This window comes from Geodermatophilus sp. CPCC 205761, from assembly GCF_051383655.1.
GTDB lineage: Bacteria > Actinomycetota > Actinomycetes > Mycobacteriales > Geodermatophilaceae > Geodermatophilus.
The window spans coordinates 103,689-118,315 of the sequence record NZ_JALPKQ010000009.1; the positions used below are offsets into that span (position 1 = coordinate 103,689).

The window sequence follows — 14,627 nt, forward strand, 5'->3', positions numbered from 1 at the left end:
CTCCTCGGGTGAGTGCGGATGTCCCCTCGGAGGCGATCGCGCTCGCGGCACCGGTGCCGCACCCGATGACGGGCCGTGCAGCACCGCCGGTCCGACGATCGCCCGGCCGGACACCGCGGAGGCCGCCGACGTTCGAGCAGCGGGGGCGGCGGGGGCCCGCTGGTGGCCGTTCCGGGAACGAGGGCCCAGGTCGACGCGCCATGGGCTCGGCGAGACGGCCCGGAGCAACGGTCCTCGGGATGCCCGGCGGAATCAAGGCCTCCTGGAACTCCGTGGTTCCGCCGCCTGCCCGGGGTCGGAGGAGCCGGTCCCGGGCGGCTGCCTCAACGGCCGGGTGCCCCGGCCAGGACCGCCTCGACGCGCCCGGCCGTCGCCAGCAGCGCCGCGTCGTCCCCCGGCAGCGCCTCGAGGGAGACGCCGATCGGCAGGCCGCCGGCGGTGGCCCCGGCCGGCAGCGAGATCGACGGCATGCCCGCGGTCGACCCCGGGCCGGTGTTGCGGATGGTCGTCAGGAAGACGGGGACCTGCCGGCCGTTGAGCTCGGTGGTCTCGTCGTCCCCGACCGGCGGCGCCGGTAGCGGCACCGTCGGGTAGACCAGCGCGTCCAGCCGTCCGCCGTCCGGGGCGCGCAGCGCGTCGGCGTAGGCGGCGCGCAGCCGGTCGCGGACGGCGAGCTGCTGCCGGTAGACCTCCTCGGTGATCCCGCCCGCCGCGGCGACCTCGAGCGCGGCACGGACGTCGGGGGAGGCGACCTGCGCCAGGACGTCGGCGAGGGTCAGCCGGTTCTCCGGTCCGGGCAGGGTGGCGAGGTAGGCGGGCAGCTCGCGGGCGATCTCGAAGAAGACGATCGGGAAGCCGCACTCGGCGTCCAGCTCGTGGGCGTCGGCCACGCGGACGTCGACCAGGTCGACGCCGGCGTCGGCGAGCCGGTCGAGCGAGCGCTGGGCGACAGCGGCGACCTCGGGGTGCAGGTCGTCGTAGAACCCGATCCGGGGGACGCCGAGCCGCAGGGCCCGGTCATGGCTGCCGGCGGCCGCCTGCCCGGTGACCAGTTCGTCGACGACGGCGACGTCGGCGACGCCGGTGGCCAGCACGCCGGCGGTGTCGCGGGTGCTCGAGATCGGCACCGTGCGCCCGGTGCCCCAGCGACCGACGGTCGGGCGCCAGCCGACCACTCCGCAGTGCGCGGCCGGCACCCGCACCGAGCCCCCGGTGTCGGTGCCCAGGGCGATCGGGACCACCCCCGTGGCGACGGCGACCGCCGAGCCGCCGGAGGAGCCGCCCGCCGACCGGGCGGGGTCGTGCGGGTTGCGGACCGGCCCGAAGGCGGCGTTGTTGCTGGTGATGCCCAGCGCCAGCTCGTGCAGGTTGGTCTTGCCGACGACGGCGACCCCGGCGGCGCGCAACCGCCCGACCGCGTGCTGGTCGCGGCCGGGCCGGGAGTTCCGGAGCGCGGGGGTCCCGCCGCTGGTGGGGAGGTCGGCGGTGTCGAGGTTGTCCTTCACCGCGAGCGGGACGCCGGCCAGCGGCCCCGCCCCGCCGGCCGGGCTGTCGGCGAGGCTGGTGAACGCGCCGAGCTCGGCGATCGCCCGGGCCCGCTCGAGCGCGGCCGCTCCGACCTCTCCGGGCGACGAGCCGTCGATGCGCTTCCGGACCGGGGTGATCCCCGTGGCCTGCAGGAACGTCATGTCCTCGCCTCTCGTCGGGCCGGAGTACCAGTCTCATCAATATCAGCGATTTTCCGGCCGGGAGCGGAACCGGCCACTACCCTGGGGCCATGACGGCGAGCATGCGTTCCCGCGCAGACGGGTCGGTTCCGCGGCCCATCAAGCGCGGCGCCAAGGTCGCCGAGGCCCTGGCCCAGGAGATCGTGCACGAGATCGTCTCCCGGAAGCTGGCGCCGGGCACCCTGTTGTCGTCCGAGGCGCAGATGCTCGAGGACTACGGCGTGGGCCGGGGTTCCCTGCGGGAGGCGCTGCGCATCCTCGAGGTGCACGGTCTGATCACGATGAAGCCGGGGCGCAACGGCGGTCCGATGGTCATCGAGGTCGGCACGCGTGACTACGGCCGCATGTCGACCCTGTTCTTCCACCTCGGCGGGATGACGTTCCAGCAGCTCATCGATGCCCGCCTGGTGCTCGAGCCGCTGATGGCCCGGATGGCCGCGGAGCGCCGGGGGCAGGAACTCGACGGGCAGCTCGCCGACCCGGAGACCACCCGCGTCGAGGACGACGCCACCTACTTCGACGCCACCAAGGACTTCCACCGCGGCGTCGCCTCCATGTCGGGCAACCCGGTGCTCAACCTGCTCTGCGTCTCGCTCGAGGACATCTTCCGCGACCAGGTCAGCGGCGCCCTCTCGCCCAAGGAGGAGCGCAAGCACGTGCTCGAGGTGCACACCGCGATCGCCGCGGCCGTCGCCGAGGGTGACGCCGAGCAGGCCGAGCGGCTGATGCGGGAGCACATGCAGCAGTACGCGGACTGGGTGAACGAGCGGCACCCGGACCTGATGCGCCAGGTCATCAACTGGCGCTGACGGACTTTCGGCGCGGAAAGTCCGGGCTCGGTCCCGACTTTCCGCGCCGAAAGTTCGGGCTCGGTCCGGACTTTCCGCGCGGAAAGTCCACTCACCGACCGCGCCAGACCGGCTCCCGCTTCTCGGTGAACGCGCGGGCGCCCTCCTCGGCGTCCTCGGAGGCGCGCACCGGCGCGTAGATCTCCCACTGCCGGGCGAAGGCCTCGGCCGCGGGCCACTCGCTGCCCTCGGTGAGGATCCGCTTGGTGCCCTGGACGGCCAGCGGACCGTTGCCCGCGATCTGCCGCGCCAGCGCCAGCGCGGCCGGCAGCGCCTCGCCGGTGGGCACCAGCCGGTTGACCACCCCCGCGGCGTGGGCGTCCTGCGCGGGGATCCGGTCGCCGGTCAGCGCCCACTCGGTCGCCTTCGGCAGCCCCGCCTTGCGCGGCAGCCGGAGCAGCCCCCCGCCACCGGCGAGCAGGCCGCGCCGGACCTCGGGCAGCCCGAAGGACGCCCCCTCGCCGGCCACGATCAGGTCGCAGGCGAGCGCGATCTCGAACCCGCCGGCCAGCGCGAACCCCTCGACGGCGGCGATCAGCGGCTTCGCCGGCGGCCGCTCGACCAGCCCGGCGAAGCCGCGGCCGGGCACGTGCGGCTTCTCCCCGGCGAGGAAGGCCTTGAGGTCCATCCCCGCGCTGAACGTGCCGCCGGCACCGGTCACCACCCCGACGAACAGGCTGTCGTCGGAGTCGAGCTGGTCCATCGCCGCGCCGATGCCCTCGGCGGCGGCCTTGTTGATCGCGTTCTTCGCCTGCGGCCGGTTGACGGTGACGACGAGGACGGCGCCGTCCCGCTCGACGAGGACCTCCGGCTGCTCGCTCACGTCGTCACCCTGGCGCTCCGCGCCACGGTCGCTCCACTCCTCGCTCGCCGGCGCTCGCTGCGATGCCCGCTCACTTGGGCTGCATCCGGATCGCGCCGTCCAGCCGGATCGTCTCGCCGTTGATCATCGGGTTGTCGATGATCGCCAGGGCCATCCGGGCGAACTCGTCGGGTCGGCCCAGCCGCCGCGGGTGCGGCGTCATCTGGCCGAGGGAGTCGCGGACGTTCTGGGGGAGCCGGGCCAGGATCGGGGTGTCGAAGGTGCCGGGCGCGATCGTGGCGACCCGGATCTGCCGGCTGGACAGGTCCCGGGCGGCGACCAGGGTGAGCCCGACGATGCCGGCCTTGGACGACGCGTAGGGGAGCTGGCCGATCTGCCCCTCCCAGGCGGCGACCGACGCGGTGAGCACGCAGACGCCGCGCTCCTCGCCGTCCACCGGGTCGTGCGCCGCCATCCGCGCCGCGGCCTGGCTGAGCACGTTGAACGTGCCGATCAGGTTGACCCGGACGATCGACTCGTAGAACTCCAGCGAGCCGGGGTTGCCCTCCTTGTCGACCACCCGCATCGCCCCGCCCCGGCCGGCGCAGTGCACGAGCGTGCGCAGCGGGGCCAGCTCGTCGGCGGCGGCCACCGCGGCGGCCACGGCGTCGGGCTCGGTGACGTCGGCGGCGACGAAGCGGGTCTTCCCGCCCAGCTCGGCGGCGACGTCGGCACCGGCGGAGGTGGGCAGGTCGACCAGGACGGTCGGTACCCCCTTCTCGACCAGACGGCGGGCGGTGGCCAGCCCGAGGCCGGAGGCCCCGCCGGTGACGACCGCGGACCCTGCTGTGACGTCCATGTTCAGCCCTTCGCGGAGAGGTTCTCGATCACCATGGCGTTGGCCATGCCGCCGGCCTCGCACATGGTCTGCAGGCCGTAGCGCTGCCCGGTGTCCTCGAGGAAGCCGAGCATCGTGGTGGCCAGCCGGACGCCGGAGGCGCCGAGCGGGTGGCCGAGGGCGATGGCGCCCCCGCGCGGGTTGAGCCGGGCGTCGTCCACCCCGAACTCGGCCTGCCAGGCCAGTGGGACCGAGGCGAAGGCCTCGTTCACCTCGACCGCCGCCATGTCGTCGATGGAGAACCCGGAGCGGGCCAGCAGCTTGTGGGTGGCCGGGATCGGCCCGGTGAGCATCAGCAGCGGGTCGTCACCGGTGACGGCGGTGGCCGCGACGCGGGCGCGCGGGGTCAGCCCCAGCGCGGCGGCCCGCTCCTCGCTCATGACCAGCAGCGCGGCCGCGCCGTCGGTGAGCTGGGAGGAGTTGCCAGCGGTGATCTTCCACTCGAGCTCGGGGAAGCGGACGGCGTTCGGGCTGCCGGCGAAGGCGGGCCTGAGCCCGGCGAGCTTCTCCGGGGTGGTGCCCGCGCGGATCGTCTCGTCGGCGGTCACCGTCCCGTCGGGGGTGGTGATCGGGGCCAGCTCGCGCTCGAACGCGCCCACCGCCTCGGCCGCGCGGGCGTGCGACCGGGCGGCGTAGGAGTCGAGCTGCTCGCGGGTCAGCCCCCACTTCTCCGCGACCAGCTCCGCGGAGATGCCCTGCGGCACCAGGCCGGGGGAGTAGCGGGCGAGGACCTGCGGGCCGTGCGGGTCGGCGGCGCCACGGGCCGAGCCCATCGGCACCCGGCTCATCGACTCCACCCCGGCGGCGACGACCACGTCGTAGGCGCCGGCGACGATCCCCTGGACGGCGAAGTCGAGGGCCTGCTGCCCCGAGCCGCACTTGCGCTCGATCGTCACCGAGGGCACCGTCTCCGGCCAGCCCGCGGCCAGCACCGCCTGCCGGCCGGGGGTGGCCGACTGCTCCCCGTTCTGGCCGACGCAGCCGACCAGCACGTCGTCGACGACGGCGGGGTCGAGGTCGTTGCGGCCGGCGAGGGCCTGCAGCACCTGGGCGAGGAGGTCGACCGGGTGGACGCCGGACAGGGCGCCCCCGGCCTTGCCGCGGCCCATGGGACTGCGGACGGCGTCGACGATCACGGCGGAGGGCATCAGGGGGCCGTCCTCTCGGCTGGCGAGTGTGGGCGTTGACACAATAACCATGAACACCAATAACATGGATAGGGCAGACGGCCCGGTCTCCGTGCCGGTCGATCCCCGAGCGACGGCGCCGGGGCGCACCCGGGAGGACCCCCATGACCTTCGAGCTGCCCGACGCCCACCGCGACCTGCTGCAGCAGGCCCGCGAGGTGGCCGGCAAGGTGCGCTGGCGGGCCACGGAGGCCGACGCCGCCACCGACGTCGACCCGGTGATGCGCGAGGCGCTGCAGGAGAGCGGACTGGCCGCGATCACCGTGCCCGCGGCGCACGGTGGCGCCACCGAGCAGGTCGACTCCCTGGCGGTGACCGTCGTCCGCGAGGCCTTCGGGGGTGTGTCGGCGCACCTGGACTCGCTGTTCGCGATGCAGGGCATCGGCAGCTATGCCCTGTCGGTCGCGGCCGCTCCGCGGGTGCAGCAGGAGTGGCTGCCGCGGGTGGTCGCGCTCGAGGCGATCGCCGCCCTGTGCCTCACCGAGCCCGCCGTCGGCTCCGACCTGCGCTCGATCACCACCACGGTCGTGGAGCGGGACGGCGAGCTGGTGCTCGACGGGCACAAGTCGTTCATCACCAACGCGCCGGCGGCGGCCTTCTTCACCGTCCTGGCCAAGGAGGAGAGCGGCTTCTCGCTGGTGTTCGTGCCGGCCGACACCCCGGGCGTGCACGTGCAGTCCGGCCCCGACCTGATCGCGCCGCACATCATCGGCGACGTCCGCTTCGACGGCGTCCGCGTGCCGCTCGACTCGCGGGTCGGGCAGCCCGGGCAGGCCTTCCCCCTGGTGCTGCAGACCCTCGCCACCTTCCGGGTGTCCGTGGCCGGCTCCGCGGTGGGCGTCGCCCAGGCGGCGCTGGACGAGGCGGTCGCGCACACCACCTCCCGCGAGCAGTTCGGCAGCACGCTGGCCCGGCTCGGCCCCATCCCGCAGATGCTCGGCACCTGCTGGACGGAGATCGAGCAGGCCCGGCTGCTGACCTACTCCGCCGCCACCCGCGCCGCCGCCGACCCGCTCGGGGCGCTGCACTGGTCGTCGATGGCGAAGGTCGCGGCCACCGAGGCCGCCGGCCGGGTCACCGACCGCTGCGTGCAGATGATGGGCCGCTTCGGCGTCGTCACCGGCTCCACGATCGAACGGCTGTACCGCAACGCCCGGCCCATGCGCATCTACGAGGGCGGCAACGAGGTGCTGCTCGGCCAGCTCGCCAAGACCCTGACCCGTCCGGCCCGCGGCTGATCCGCGGCTCCCCACCCGACAGAGAGGACCGCCATGGTCGCCGTCGGCATGCTGCTCTCCGACGTCCCCAGCTCGGTCAGCCCCGCCCAGCAGTTCGACGACGTGCGCCGCATCGTCGACGCCGCGCAGCGCAACGGGATGACCTACATCGCGATCGGCCAGCACTTCCTCTACGGGGAGCTGCGCTGGCTCCAGCCGGTGCCCCTGCTGGCGCGGCTGGCCGCCGACTGCGACCCGCAGACCCGGCTGGCCACCCAGATCATGATCGCGCCGCTGTACCACCCGGTGCTGTTGGCCGAGGAGCTGGCGACCCTCGACGTGGTCACCGAGGGCCGGCTGGTCTTCGGCGCCGGCATCGGGTACCGGCCCGAGGAGTTCGAGTACCTGGGGATCCCGTTCAAGGAGCGGGCCGCCCGCACCGACGAGATCCTCGAGCTGCTGGTGAAGCTGTGGACGCAGGACGAGGTCACCCACTCCGGCCGCTTCTGGCAGCTCGAGGGCGTCCGCCCGCACCTCAAGCCGGTGCAGTCGCCGCACCCGCCGATCTGGGTCGGCGCGCAGAGCGTCGCCGGCGCCCGCCGGGCCGGCCGGCTCGGCGACGCCTTCCCGGTCACCCCGGAGGCCACCTTCGACGAGATCGAGGAGCGCTTCGCCGCGGTGCGGGAGGGGTTCGCCGCCCGGGGCAAGCCGTTCGGCCCGCAGCCGGTGCGCCGCAACGTGCTGGTCGCCGGCTCCCGGGAGGAGGCGATCGTCGAGTACGCCCGGGTCTCCAAGGGGAAGTACCTGAGCTACGCCCAGAAGGGCATGAGTCATGCCGGCAGCGCGGCCGACCTCGACGCCGACTTCATCGCCTCGGTCACCCAGCACGCCGTGCTCGGCACGGACGAGGAGGTCATCGCGCAGCTGACCGAGCTGTGCACCCGGTTCCCGGTCGACCCGCTGCTGCTGCGCCCGCAGTGGCCGTCGATGAGCGCCGCGGAGACCATCGCCGCGATCGAGCGGCTGGGCAAGGGGGTGGTCCCGGCGATCCGGGCCCTGCCCACCCCGCAACCCGAGCCCGTGCCCACCGGCGCGGTCTGAGCGCACGAGCGATCCGACAGGAGGAGACATGGGACGTTTCGAGGGCAAGGTCGCCTTCGTCACCGGAGGAGCCCGCGGTCAGGGCCGGTCGCACGCCGTGCGGCTGGCCGCCGAGGGCGCCGACGTCGCGGTCATCGACGTCACCCGCCAGTTCGACTCGGTGCAGTACGCGATGTCGACGCCGGAGGACCTGGCCGAGACCGAGAAGCTGGTGCGCGACCACGGCCGGGAGTTCCTCGGCATCACCGGCGACGTGCGCGACGAGGAACAGGTGAGCGCCGCCGTCGCCCAGGTCGAGGAGCGGTTCGGCGGCATCGACCTGGTGTGCGCCAACGCCGGCATCCTGCCCTCGACCGGCCCGCACGCCCAGCGCATGAGCGCCTGGCACGACACCATCGCCACCAACCTCTCCGGCGTCTTCTTCACCCTGCGCGCGGTGACCCCCGGCATGGTCGAGCGCGGGCGCGGCGGGGCCATCTGCATCACCGGGTCGACGTCGAGCTTCCGCGGCGTCGCCTACAAGCTGGAGATGCTCAACCCCGGCCACATGGCCTACGGCGCGGCCAAGTCCGGCGTGCTGGCCCTGATGCGCAACTACGCCATGGCCCTGGGCAAGTACGGGATCCGGGTCAACACCGTCGTCCCGGCCGGCGTGGACACCCCGATGATCAACAACGAGTTCTTCACCAAGGACCTGCAGGCCGACGCCCCACCCGGCTGGATGGCGAACGTGATGGAGCACGGGCTGGTGCAGCCCGGCGACATCTCCGACGCCGTCCTCTTCCTCCTGTCCGACCAGGCGAAGTTCGTCACCGGCACCGCGCTGCCGGTCGACATGGGGACGCTGCTGATCTGAGCGGCGGGTGGGGTGGGGTCCGGCCCCACCCCACCCGCGCGCTCAGCCGGCGAGGACGAACCCCTCGTAGTCCTTGGCGGCCACCTCGTCGCAGCGCTCCCGGTACGGGCCGACGCCACCGATGTAGGGCATGAACACCCGGGGCTTGCCCTCGACGTTGGAGCCCATGTACCAGGAGTTGGCGGTCGGGAACAGCGTCGAGTTGCCGACCTCGGCGTTGTGCTCGACCCAGCTCTCCTCGGCCTCGGGGGTGGCCTCGATGGTGCGTAGGTCGTGCTCCTGCACGTACTGGATGGCGTCAGAGACCCACTCCACGTGCTGCTCTATCGACACCATCATGTTCGACAGCACCGACGGGCTCTGCGGGCCGGTGATGATGAACATGTTGGGGAAGTTCGCGACCGCGATGCCCAGGTAACTGCGCGGTCCCTCGTCCCAGTGCTCCTTGAGCTGCAGGCCGGCGCGGCCCCGGATGTCCATCGACGTCAGGGCGCCGGTCTGCGCGTCGAAGCCGGTGGCCAGCACGAGCGCGTCGAACCGGAACTCCTGCTCGGTGGTCCGGACGCCGTCGCGCGTGATCTCGACCAGCGGGGTCTTCCGCAGGTCGACCAGGTGCACGTTGTCCCGGTTGTAGGTCTCGTAGTAGTCGGTGTGCACGCAGATCCGCTTGGTGCCGATCGGGTAGTCCTTGGGACACAGCGCCTCGGCGGTCTCGGGGTCCTTGACGATCTCCCGGATACGTTCCCGGACGAACTCCGCCGCGGTGTCGTTGGCCTCCTTGTCCGTGAGCATGTCGGTGTAGGCGGCCATCAGGTCGACCAGCGTGTTGTCCTTGTCGTGCCACGCCTTCTCGTACCGGCGGCGGCGGGCCTCGGGGTCGTCCTCCAGCGCGCCCTTCTCGGCCGGCGGGTGCGGGATGCCGAGCATCGAGGTCCTCGCGTCCTGCCGGAACTCCGGGTAGTGCGCCTTCATCTCCTCCTGGTAGCCGGGCGGGAACTCGTGGTTGTGCGCCGGGACGGCGAAGTTCGGTGTCCGCTGGAAGACGGTGAGGTCCGCGGCCTGGGCGGCGATCACTGGGATGCTCTGGATGGCCGAGGAGCCGGTGCCGATGATCCCCACCCGCTGCCCGGAGAAGTCCACGCCCTCCCGGGGCCAGCGGGCGGTGTGGTACCAGGGCCCGGAGAAGCTCTCCAGGCCCGGGATCTCCGGCGTCTTGTAGATCGACAGGCAGCCGGAGGCGTGCACGACGAACTTCGCCGACAGCACCTCACCGCGGTCGGTGCGCACCGTCCAGCGCTCCGCCTCGTCGTCCCAGACGGTCGACTCGACGCGGGTCTCGAACTGGATGTCCCGCCGCAGGTCGTAGCGGTCGGCCACGTGGTTGGCGTAGCGGAGGATCTCCGGCTGGGTCGGGTACTTCTCCGACCACTGCCACTCCTGCTCCAGGTCCGGGTCGAACGAGTAGGAGTACTCCATGCTCCGCACGTCGCAGCGGGCGCCGGGGTAGCGGTTCCAGTGCCACGTCCCGCCCACGCCGTCGGCGAGCTCGAACACCTGGACGGTCAGCCCCTGCTGGCGCAGCCGGTGCAGCATGTACATGCCGGAGAAGCCGGCACCGATCACGACCGCGTCGACGGTGCGTACAGCGGCACCGGTGGGCGAGATCTCGGGGAGCGTCTGCGTCACGGGGAAGTCCTCCTCGGCGTGGTGGTCCCGGCGGGGGGAGAGCCGGCCACCGGGACCGAGGGTGAGCGAGCGGGGTGGTGCGCGGGCCGTGTGGCCCAGGTCACACAAGCTAGGAGGCAGGTCGGACGGGGGTCAAGACGCCGGGGTGGGGCGCCGCCGCGACGGCGCCCCACCCCGGCGGCCGCTCAGCCGGCGCCGACCGGCACCCGCGGGCCGGTGAGGACGAAGCCCTCGTAGCCCTTCGCGGCGACGTCGTCGCACTTCTGCCGGTAGTTGCCCACGCCGCCGATGTAGGGCATGAACACCCGCGGCTTGCCGGGCACGTTCGACCCCATGTACCAGGAGTCGGCGGTCGGGTAGAGCGTCATGTGCCCCACCTCGTCGACGTGCGCCGTCCAGGCGTCCTCGGCCTCCACGGTGGCCTCCATCGTCGCGATGCCCTTCTCCCGCATCGAGGCGATGGCGTCGGTGACCCACTCCACGTGCTGCTCGATCGAGGTGATCATGTTGGAGAGGACCGACGGGCTGCCCGGACCGGTGATGGTGAACAGGTTCGGGAACCCCGCGACCTGGATGCCCAGGTAGGTGCGCGGGCCGGCGTGCCACTTGTCGGCCAGCGCCACGTCGCCGCGACCGCGGATGTCGATCGCGGTCAGCGCGCCGGTCATCGCGTCGAACCCGGTGGCGAACACCAGGTCGTCGAACTCGAACTCCTCCTGGGTGGTGCGCAGCCCCCGGTGCGTGATCTCCACGATCGGCGTCTTCCGCACGTTGACCAGCCGCACGTGCGGCAGGTTGTACGTCTCGTAGTAGTTCGTCCCGAGGCAGGGCCGCTTGGTGCCGATCGGGTGGTCGTGCGGCTGGAGCGCCGCGGCGGTCTCCGGGTCCTGCACGATCTCGGCGATCCGGTCGCGCACGAACTGGGCGGCGGTGTCGTTGGCCGCCTTGTTCGTGATCATGTCGTTGTAGCTGACCATCAGGTCGACCAGGTTGTTGTCCTCGTCGTACCAGATGTCGTGGTACTTGGCCTCGCGCTCCTCCTCGGAGACCTCCAGGGCCGACTTCTCGGGCGTCGGGACGGCGATGCCGAACCCGGACTCCCGCGCGGCCTGGCGCACCTCGGCGTAGCGCGCCTTGACCGAGCGCTGGTGCTCGGGGTCGATCGCGTGGTTGCGCGCCGGGAGCACGAAGTTCGGCGTCCGCTGGAAGACCGTCAGCTGGCCGGCCTGCTCGGCGATGAGCGGGATGGCCTGGACGCCGGAGGAGCCGGTGCCGATGACGCCGACCCGCCGGCCGGTGAAGTCCACGCCCTCCTTCGGCCAGTGCCCGGTGTGGAACCAGCGGCCCCGGAAGAGGTCGAGCCCCGGCACCTCGGGCACCTTGGACGCCGACAGGCAGCCGGTCGCCATGATCACGAACTGGGCGGAGAGCTGGTCGCCCTGGTCGGTGCGCACGTGCCAGCGCTCGACGTCCTCGTCGAAGACGGCCTCGGTCACCTTCGTGTTGAGCGAGATGTCGCGGCGCAGGTCGAAGCGGTCGGCGACGTGGTTGATGTAGCGGAGCAGCTCGTCCTGCGGCGGGTACTTCTCCGTCCACTCCCACTCCTGCTCCAGCTCGGAGTCGAAGGAGAAGCTGTAGTCCATGCTCTTCACGTCGACGCGGGCGCCGGGGTAGCGGTTCCAGAACCACGTGCCGCCGACGCCGTCGCCCTTCTCGAAGACCCGGACCCGCAGGCCCTGGCCGCGCAGCTTGTGCAGCAGGTAGAGGCCGGACAGCCCCGCGCCGACGACGACGACGTCGACCTCGGGGAGGCCCGTCGGCGACGGCCGTTGTTGCGTCTCTGTCATGTGCTCGGGTTCCTCTCGGGGGAGTGGGCGCGGGATCAGGCGGGCTGGGCGGTGAGCTGCCGGTCGACGGCCTCGGCGACGTACGCGATCCCGGTGGCGCTCCCGGGGAGGACGTTGACCATCGTGAAGAAGCCGTGCATCTGCCCGTCGAGGACGCGGGTCTGCACGGGGACGCCGGCCGCGGCGAGGGCGTCGGCGTACTCCTCGCCCTCCTGGCGCAGCACGTCGTGCTCGGCGAGCAGCACGACCGCCGGCGGCAGACCGGAGAGGTCGGCGGCCTTCGAGGGGCAGGCGTCCGGGTTCTGCCGCATGGCGTGCTCGGGGGCGTAGAGGTCCCAGAACCACACCATCGACTCGCGGCTGAGCAGCAGCTGGTTGGCCGGGTCGCGGTAGGACTCGTTGTCGAGGTCGCAGTTGGTCACGGGGTAGACCAGCAGCTGCAGCGCCAGCTCGGGCCCGGCCGCGTCCCGCGCCTTCAGCGCCATGATCGCCGCGAGGTTCCCGCCGGCGCTGTCCCCGGCGACGACGAGCGGCACCCGCGCGCCGGCGATCTCCTGGAGGTGGGCGTCGACCCACTGCAGGGCCGCCCAGGAGTCGTCGGCGGCCGCGGGGTAGGGGTTCTCCGGCGCCATGCGGTAGTCGACGAGGACGACCGCGCACCCGGTGCGGTCGGCGAGCGTGCGGCCCAGCGTCTCGAACTCCGGCAGCGCGCCGATGACCCAGCCGCCGCCGTGGTAGTACACGATCACGCCGCGCGGCCGCTCGGTCGGTACGAGGACGTGCAGCGGGATCGCGTACCCGTCGGGCGCGGGCGCGCTGGTCATCTCGGCCCGGTGCATCTCGGGACCGGGGCCGTACATCTCGCCGAGCGCCGCGGTGAGCCCGCGCGCCTCCTCCGGGGTCATCTCGTGCAAGGGCTTGGTGCCGCTCTCGGCGAGCTGGGTGAGCAACGCCGTCGTCGCCTCGTCCAACGCCATGGGTCCGCCTTCCGCCGGGACGCCGAGCGGCTCCGCGGCCGCATCGGCTGTGATGTGGACCACAAACTAGGCGCACCATGCGCCCCGTACAAGGGGCCTCCGACACCGCTGCAGAGCGCGGGCGGGGGTGGGGTGTCCCGCAGCCTGCACCCGCTCCGGCGCCCCGACAAGCCCTTCCGCCGGCGTCCGGGCACGTCCCAAGAAACATGCGCAGGGACTCTGGATCCCTGCGCAGGATTGTGGCTAGGGTCACTCCTGTCCGGGCTCGCCGGCCGCATCTCTCCTCCTCGCCGGTGCCCCGACCACGTCCCGGGCGCCTGGCCGCGCCCGTCCACCCGATACGAGGAGCCGCACGTGAAGACCGTGGGAGCACTGCTGTGGGAGCCGGGGACCAACTCCGGCTGGAGCGTCGAGGAGATCGAGCTGGACCCGCCGAAGCGGCGGGAGGTCATGGTCAAGCTGACCTCGTCGGGCATCTGTCACAGCGACGACCACCTGGACACCGGCGACATCCCGCTGCCCTGGGCCCCGATCCTCGGCGGCCACGAGGGCGCCGGGGTGGTGACCGAGGTCGGCCCCGAGGTGTCGGACCTGCAGGAGGGCGACCACGTCGTCCTGTCGTTCCTGCCCTCCTGCGGCAAGTGCCGCATGTGCGTCGCCGGCAAGGCCAACATGTGCGAGCTCGGCTCCGGGGTCCTGGCGGGCTTCGCCCCCGACGGCACGCACCGCATCCACGCCCGCGGCAAGGGCGTCGGCGCGATGAGCTACCTGGGCACCTTCGCTCCCTATGTCACCGTCCCCGTCGACGCGGTGGTCAAGATCGACCCCGAGATCCCGCTGATGCCGGCGTCCCTCATCGGCTGCGGCGTCCCGACCGGCTGGGGCTCGTCGGTCTACGCCGCCGACATGCAGCTGGGCGACACCGTCGTCGTCTTCGGCACCGGCGGCGTGGGCATGAACGCCGTCCAGGGGGCGGTCCACCGCGGGGCGAAGAACATCATCACCGTCGACCCCGTGCCCTTCAAGCGCGAGAAGGCCAAGGAGTTCGGCGCGACCCACCCCGTCGCGTCCTTCGAGGAGGCCGCGCAGCTGGTCGAGCGCATGACCAACGGCCAGGGCGCCGACCGGGTGATCATCACCGTGGACGTCGCCCGCGGGGACATCGTCGAGCAGGCCAACCAGCTGACCCGCCGCGGCGGGGTCATCGTGCTGACGTCGGCGGCGCCGGTCATGCAGCGCGACATCCAGTTCGACCTGTTCAGCTTCGCGATGTCGGGCAAGCGGCTGCAGGGCTCGCTCTACGGCACGACGAACTCCCGCAACGACATCCCGCTCATCGCGGAGATGTACAAGAACGGGCAGTTCAAGCTCGACGAGCTGATCTCCAAGACCTACAAGCTCGAGGACATCAACGAGGCGTTCGCCGACCTCCGCGAGGGTCGCAACATCCGCGGCGTCATCGTCTACGACAACTGAGGACG

At 72.5% G+C, this 14,627-nt stretch carries 12 protein-coding genes; 5 read left to right on the plus strand and 7 right to left on the minus strand.

Features of this window, described 5'->3' with window-relative positions:
* Window positions 1-323: 323 nt before the first annotated feature.
* Entirely contained in the window at window positions 324-1,688 is a 1,365-nt protein-coding gene (locus MY526_RS07735) for an amidase family protein (protein ID WP_436690828.1), read from the minus strand.
* An 89-nt stretch (window positions 1,689-1,777) separates the two neighbouring features.
* Here MY526_RS07735 and MY526_RS07740 point away from each other — a divergent pair, with 89 nt between their 5' ends.
* On the plus strand, window positions 1,778-2,536 hold the full coding sequence (locus MY526_RS07740) for a FadR/GntR family transcriptional regulator (RefSeq protein ID WP_436690830.1): 759 nt from the start codon (window positions 1,778-1,780) through the stop codon (window positions 2,534-2,536).
* 91 nt (window positions 2,537-2,627) lie between these two features.
* Here the strand turns inward: MY526_RS07740 and MY526_RS07745 are convergent, their stop codons facing one another.
* The 3 genes from MY526_RS07745 to MY526_RS07755 all read right to left on the minus strand — a co-directional run bounded on the left by MY526_RS07745 (window position 2,628) and on the right by MY526_RS07755 (window position 5,423).
* Window positions 2,628-3,398, minus strand: coding sequence for a crotonase/enoyl-CoA hydratase family protein (locus tag MY526_RS07745; RefSeq protein ID WP_436703609.1), 771 nt, complete (start codon window positions 3,396-3,398; stop codon window positions 2,628-2,630).
* 70 nt (window positions 3,399-3,468) lie between these two features.
* Window positions 3,469-4,236 carry an SDR family NAD(P)-dependent oxidoreductase gene (locus MY526_RS07750; RefSeq protein ID WP_436703610.1) on the minus strand — a complete coding sequence of 256 codons (768 nt, stop codon included), beginning with the start codon at window positions 4,234-4,236 and terminating at the stop codon, window positions 3,469-3,471.
* A gap of 2 nt (window positions 4,237-4,238) precedes the next feature.
* A complete protein-coding gene (locus MY526_RS07755) occupies window positions 4,239-5,423 on the minus strand; it encodes a thiolase family protein (protein WP_436690836.1) in 1,185 nt (394 codons plus the stop codon).
* Between the two features lie 143 nt (window positions 5,424-5,566).
* On the opposite strand from MY526_RS07755, the gene MY526_RS07760 reads away from it, so the two are divergent.
* The 3 genes from MY526_RS07760 to MY526_RS07770 are packed head-to-tail and all read left to right on the plus strand — an operon-like array spanning window position 5,567 to window position 8,636.
* A complete protein-coding gene (locus MY526_RS07760) occupies window positions 5,567-6,700 on the plus strand; it encodes an acyl-CoA dehydrogenase family protein (protein WP_436703611.1) in 1,134 nt (377 codons plus the stop codon).
* 33 nt (window positions 6,701-6,733) lie between these two features.
* Complete coding sequence (locus MY526_RS07765; RefSeq protein WP_436690840.1) at window positions 6,734-7,780, plus strand: LLM class flavin-dependent oxidoreductase; 1,047 nt, start codon at window positions 6,734-6,736, stop codon at window positions 7,778-7,780.
* A 28-nt stretch (window positions 7,781-7,808) separates the two neighbouring features.
* The gene (locus MY526_RS07770; protein WP_436690842.1) at window positions 7,809-8,636 is read left to right on the plus strand and encodes a mycofactocin-coupled SDR family oxidoreductase; all 828 of its coding nucleotides are present in this window, start codon (window positions 7,809-7,811) and stop codon (window positions 8,634-8,636) included.
* Between the two features lie 42 nt (window positions 8,637-8,678).
* Here MY526_RS07770 and MY526_RS07775 read toward each other — a convergent pair whose 3' ends face one another.
* The 3 genes from MY526_RS07775 to MY526_RS07785 form a co-directional block, all read right to left on the minus strand.
* Window positions 8,679-10,322, minus strand: coding sequence for a flavin-containing monooxygenase (locus MY526_RS07775; RefSeq protein ID WP_436703612.1), 1,644 nt, complete (start codon window positions 10,320-10,322; stop codon window positions 8,679-8,681).
* A 185-nt stretch (window positions 10,323-10,507) separates the two neighbouring features.
* Complete coding sequence (locus MY526_RS07780) at window positions 10,508-12,169, minus strand: flavin-containing monooxygenase (RefSeq protein ID WP_436690846.1); 1,662 nt, start codon at window positions 12,167-12,169, stop codon at window positions 10,508-10,510.
* Between the two features lie 35 nt (window positions 12,170-12,204).
* Window positions 12,205-13,146 (minus strand): alpha/beta hydrolase, encoded by a 942-nt coding sequence (locus MY526_RS07785; RefSeq protein ID WP_436703613.1) that lies wholly within the window; start codon window positions 13,144-13,146, stop codon window positions 12,205-12,207.
* A 354-nt stretch (window positions 13,147-13,500) separates the two neighbouring features.
* Between MY526_RS07785 and MY526_RS07790 the strand changes: the two genes are divergently transcribed.
* Window positions 13,501-14,622, plus strand: a complete 1,122-nt coding sequence (locus tag MY526_RS07790) for an NDMA-dependent alcohol dehydrogenase (protein WP_436690850.1) — start codon at window positions 13,501-13,503, stop codon at window positions 14,620-14,622.
* Window positions 14,623-14,627 lie beyond the last annotated feature (5 nt).

Bases quoted from the DNA above. Each gene is read 5' to 3' on its own strand.
- MY526_RS07760 (WP_436703611.1), top strand. From the start codon at position 5,567: ATGACCTTCGAGCTGCCCGACGCCCACCGCGACCTGCTGCAGCAGGCC.
- MY526_RS07780 (WP_436690846.1), bottom strand. From the start codon at position 12,169: ATGACAGAGACGCAACAACGGCCGTCGCCGACGGGCCTCCCCGAGGTC.
- MY526_RS07765 (WP_436690840.1), top strand. From the start codon at position 6,734: ATGGTCGCCGTCGGCATGCTGCTCTCCGACGTCCCCAGCTCGGTCAGC.
- MY526_RS07770 (WP_436690842.1), top strand. From the start codon at position 7,809: ATGGGACGTTTCGAGGGCAAGGTCGCCTTCGTCACCGGAGGAGCCCGC.
- MY526_RS07740 (WP_436690830.1), top strand. From the start codon at position 1,778: ATGACGGCGAGCATGCGTTCCCGCGCAGACGGGTCGGTTCCGCGGCCC.
- MY526_RS07750 (WP_436703610.1), bottom strand. From the start codon at position 4,236: ATGGACGTCACAGCAGGGTCCGCGGTCGTCACCGGCGGGGCCTCCGGC.
- MY526_RS07785 (WP_436703613.1), bottom strand. From the start codon at position 13,146: ATGGCGTTGGACGAGGCGACGACGGCGTTGCTCACCCAGCTCGCCGAG.
- MY526_RS07755 (WP_436690836.1), bottom strand. From the start codon at position 5,423: ATGCCCTCCGCCGTGATCGTCGACGCCGTCCGCAGTCCCATGGGCCGC.
- MY526_RS07735 (WP_436690828.1), bottom strand. From the start codon at position 1,688: ATGACGTTCCTGCAGGCCACGGGGATCACCCCGGTCCGGAAGCGCATC.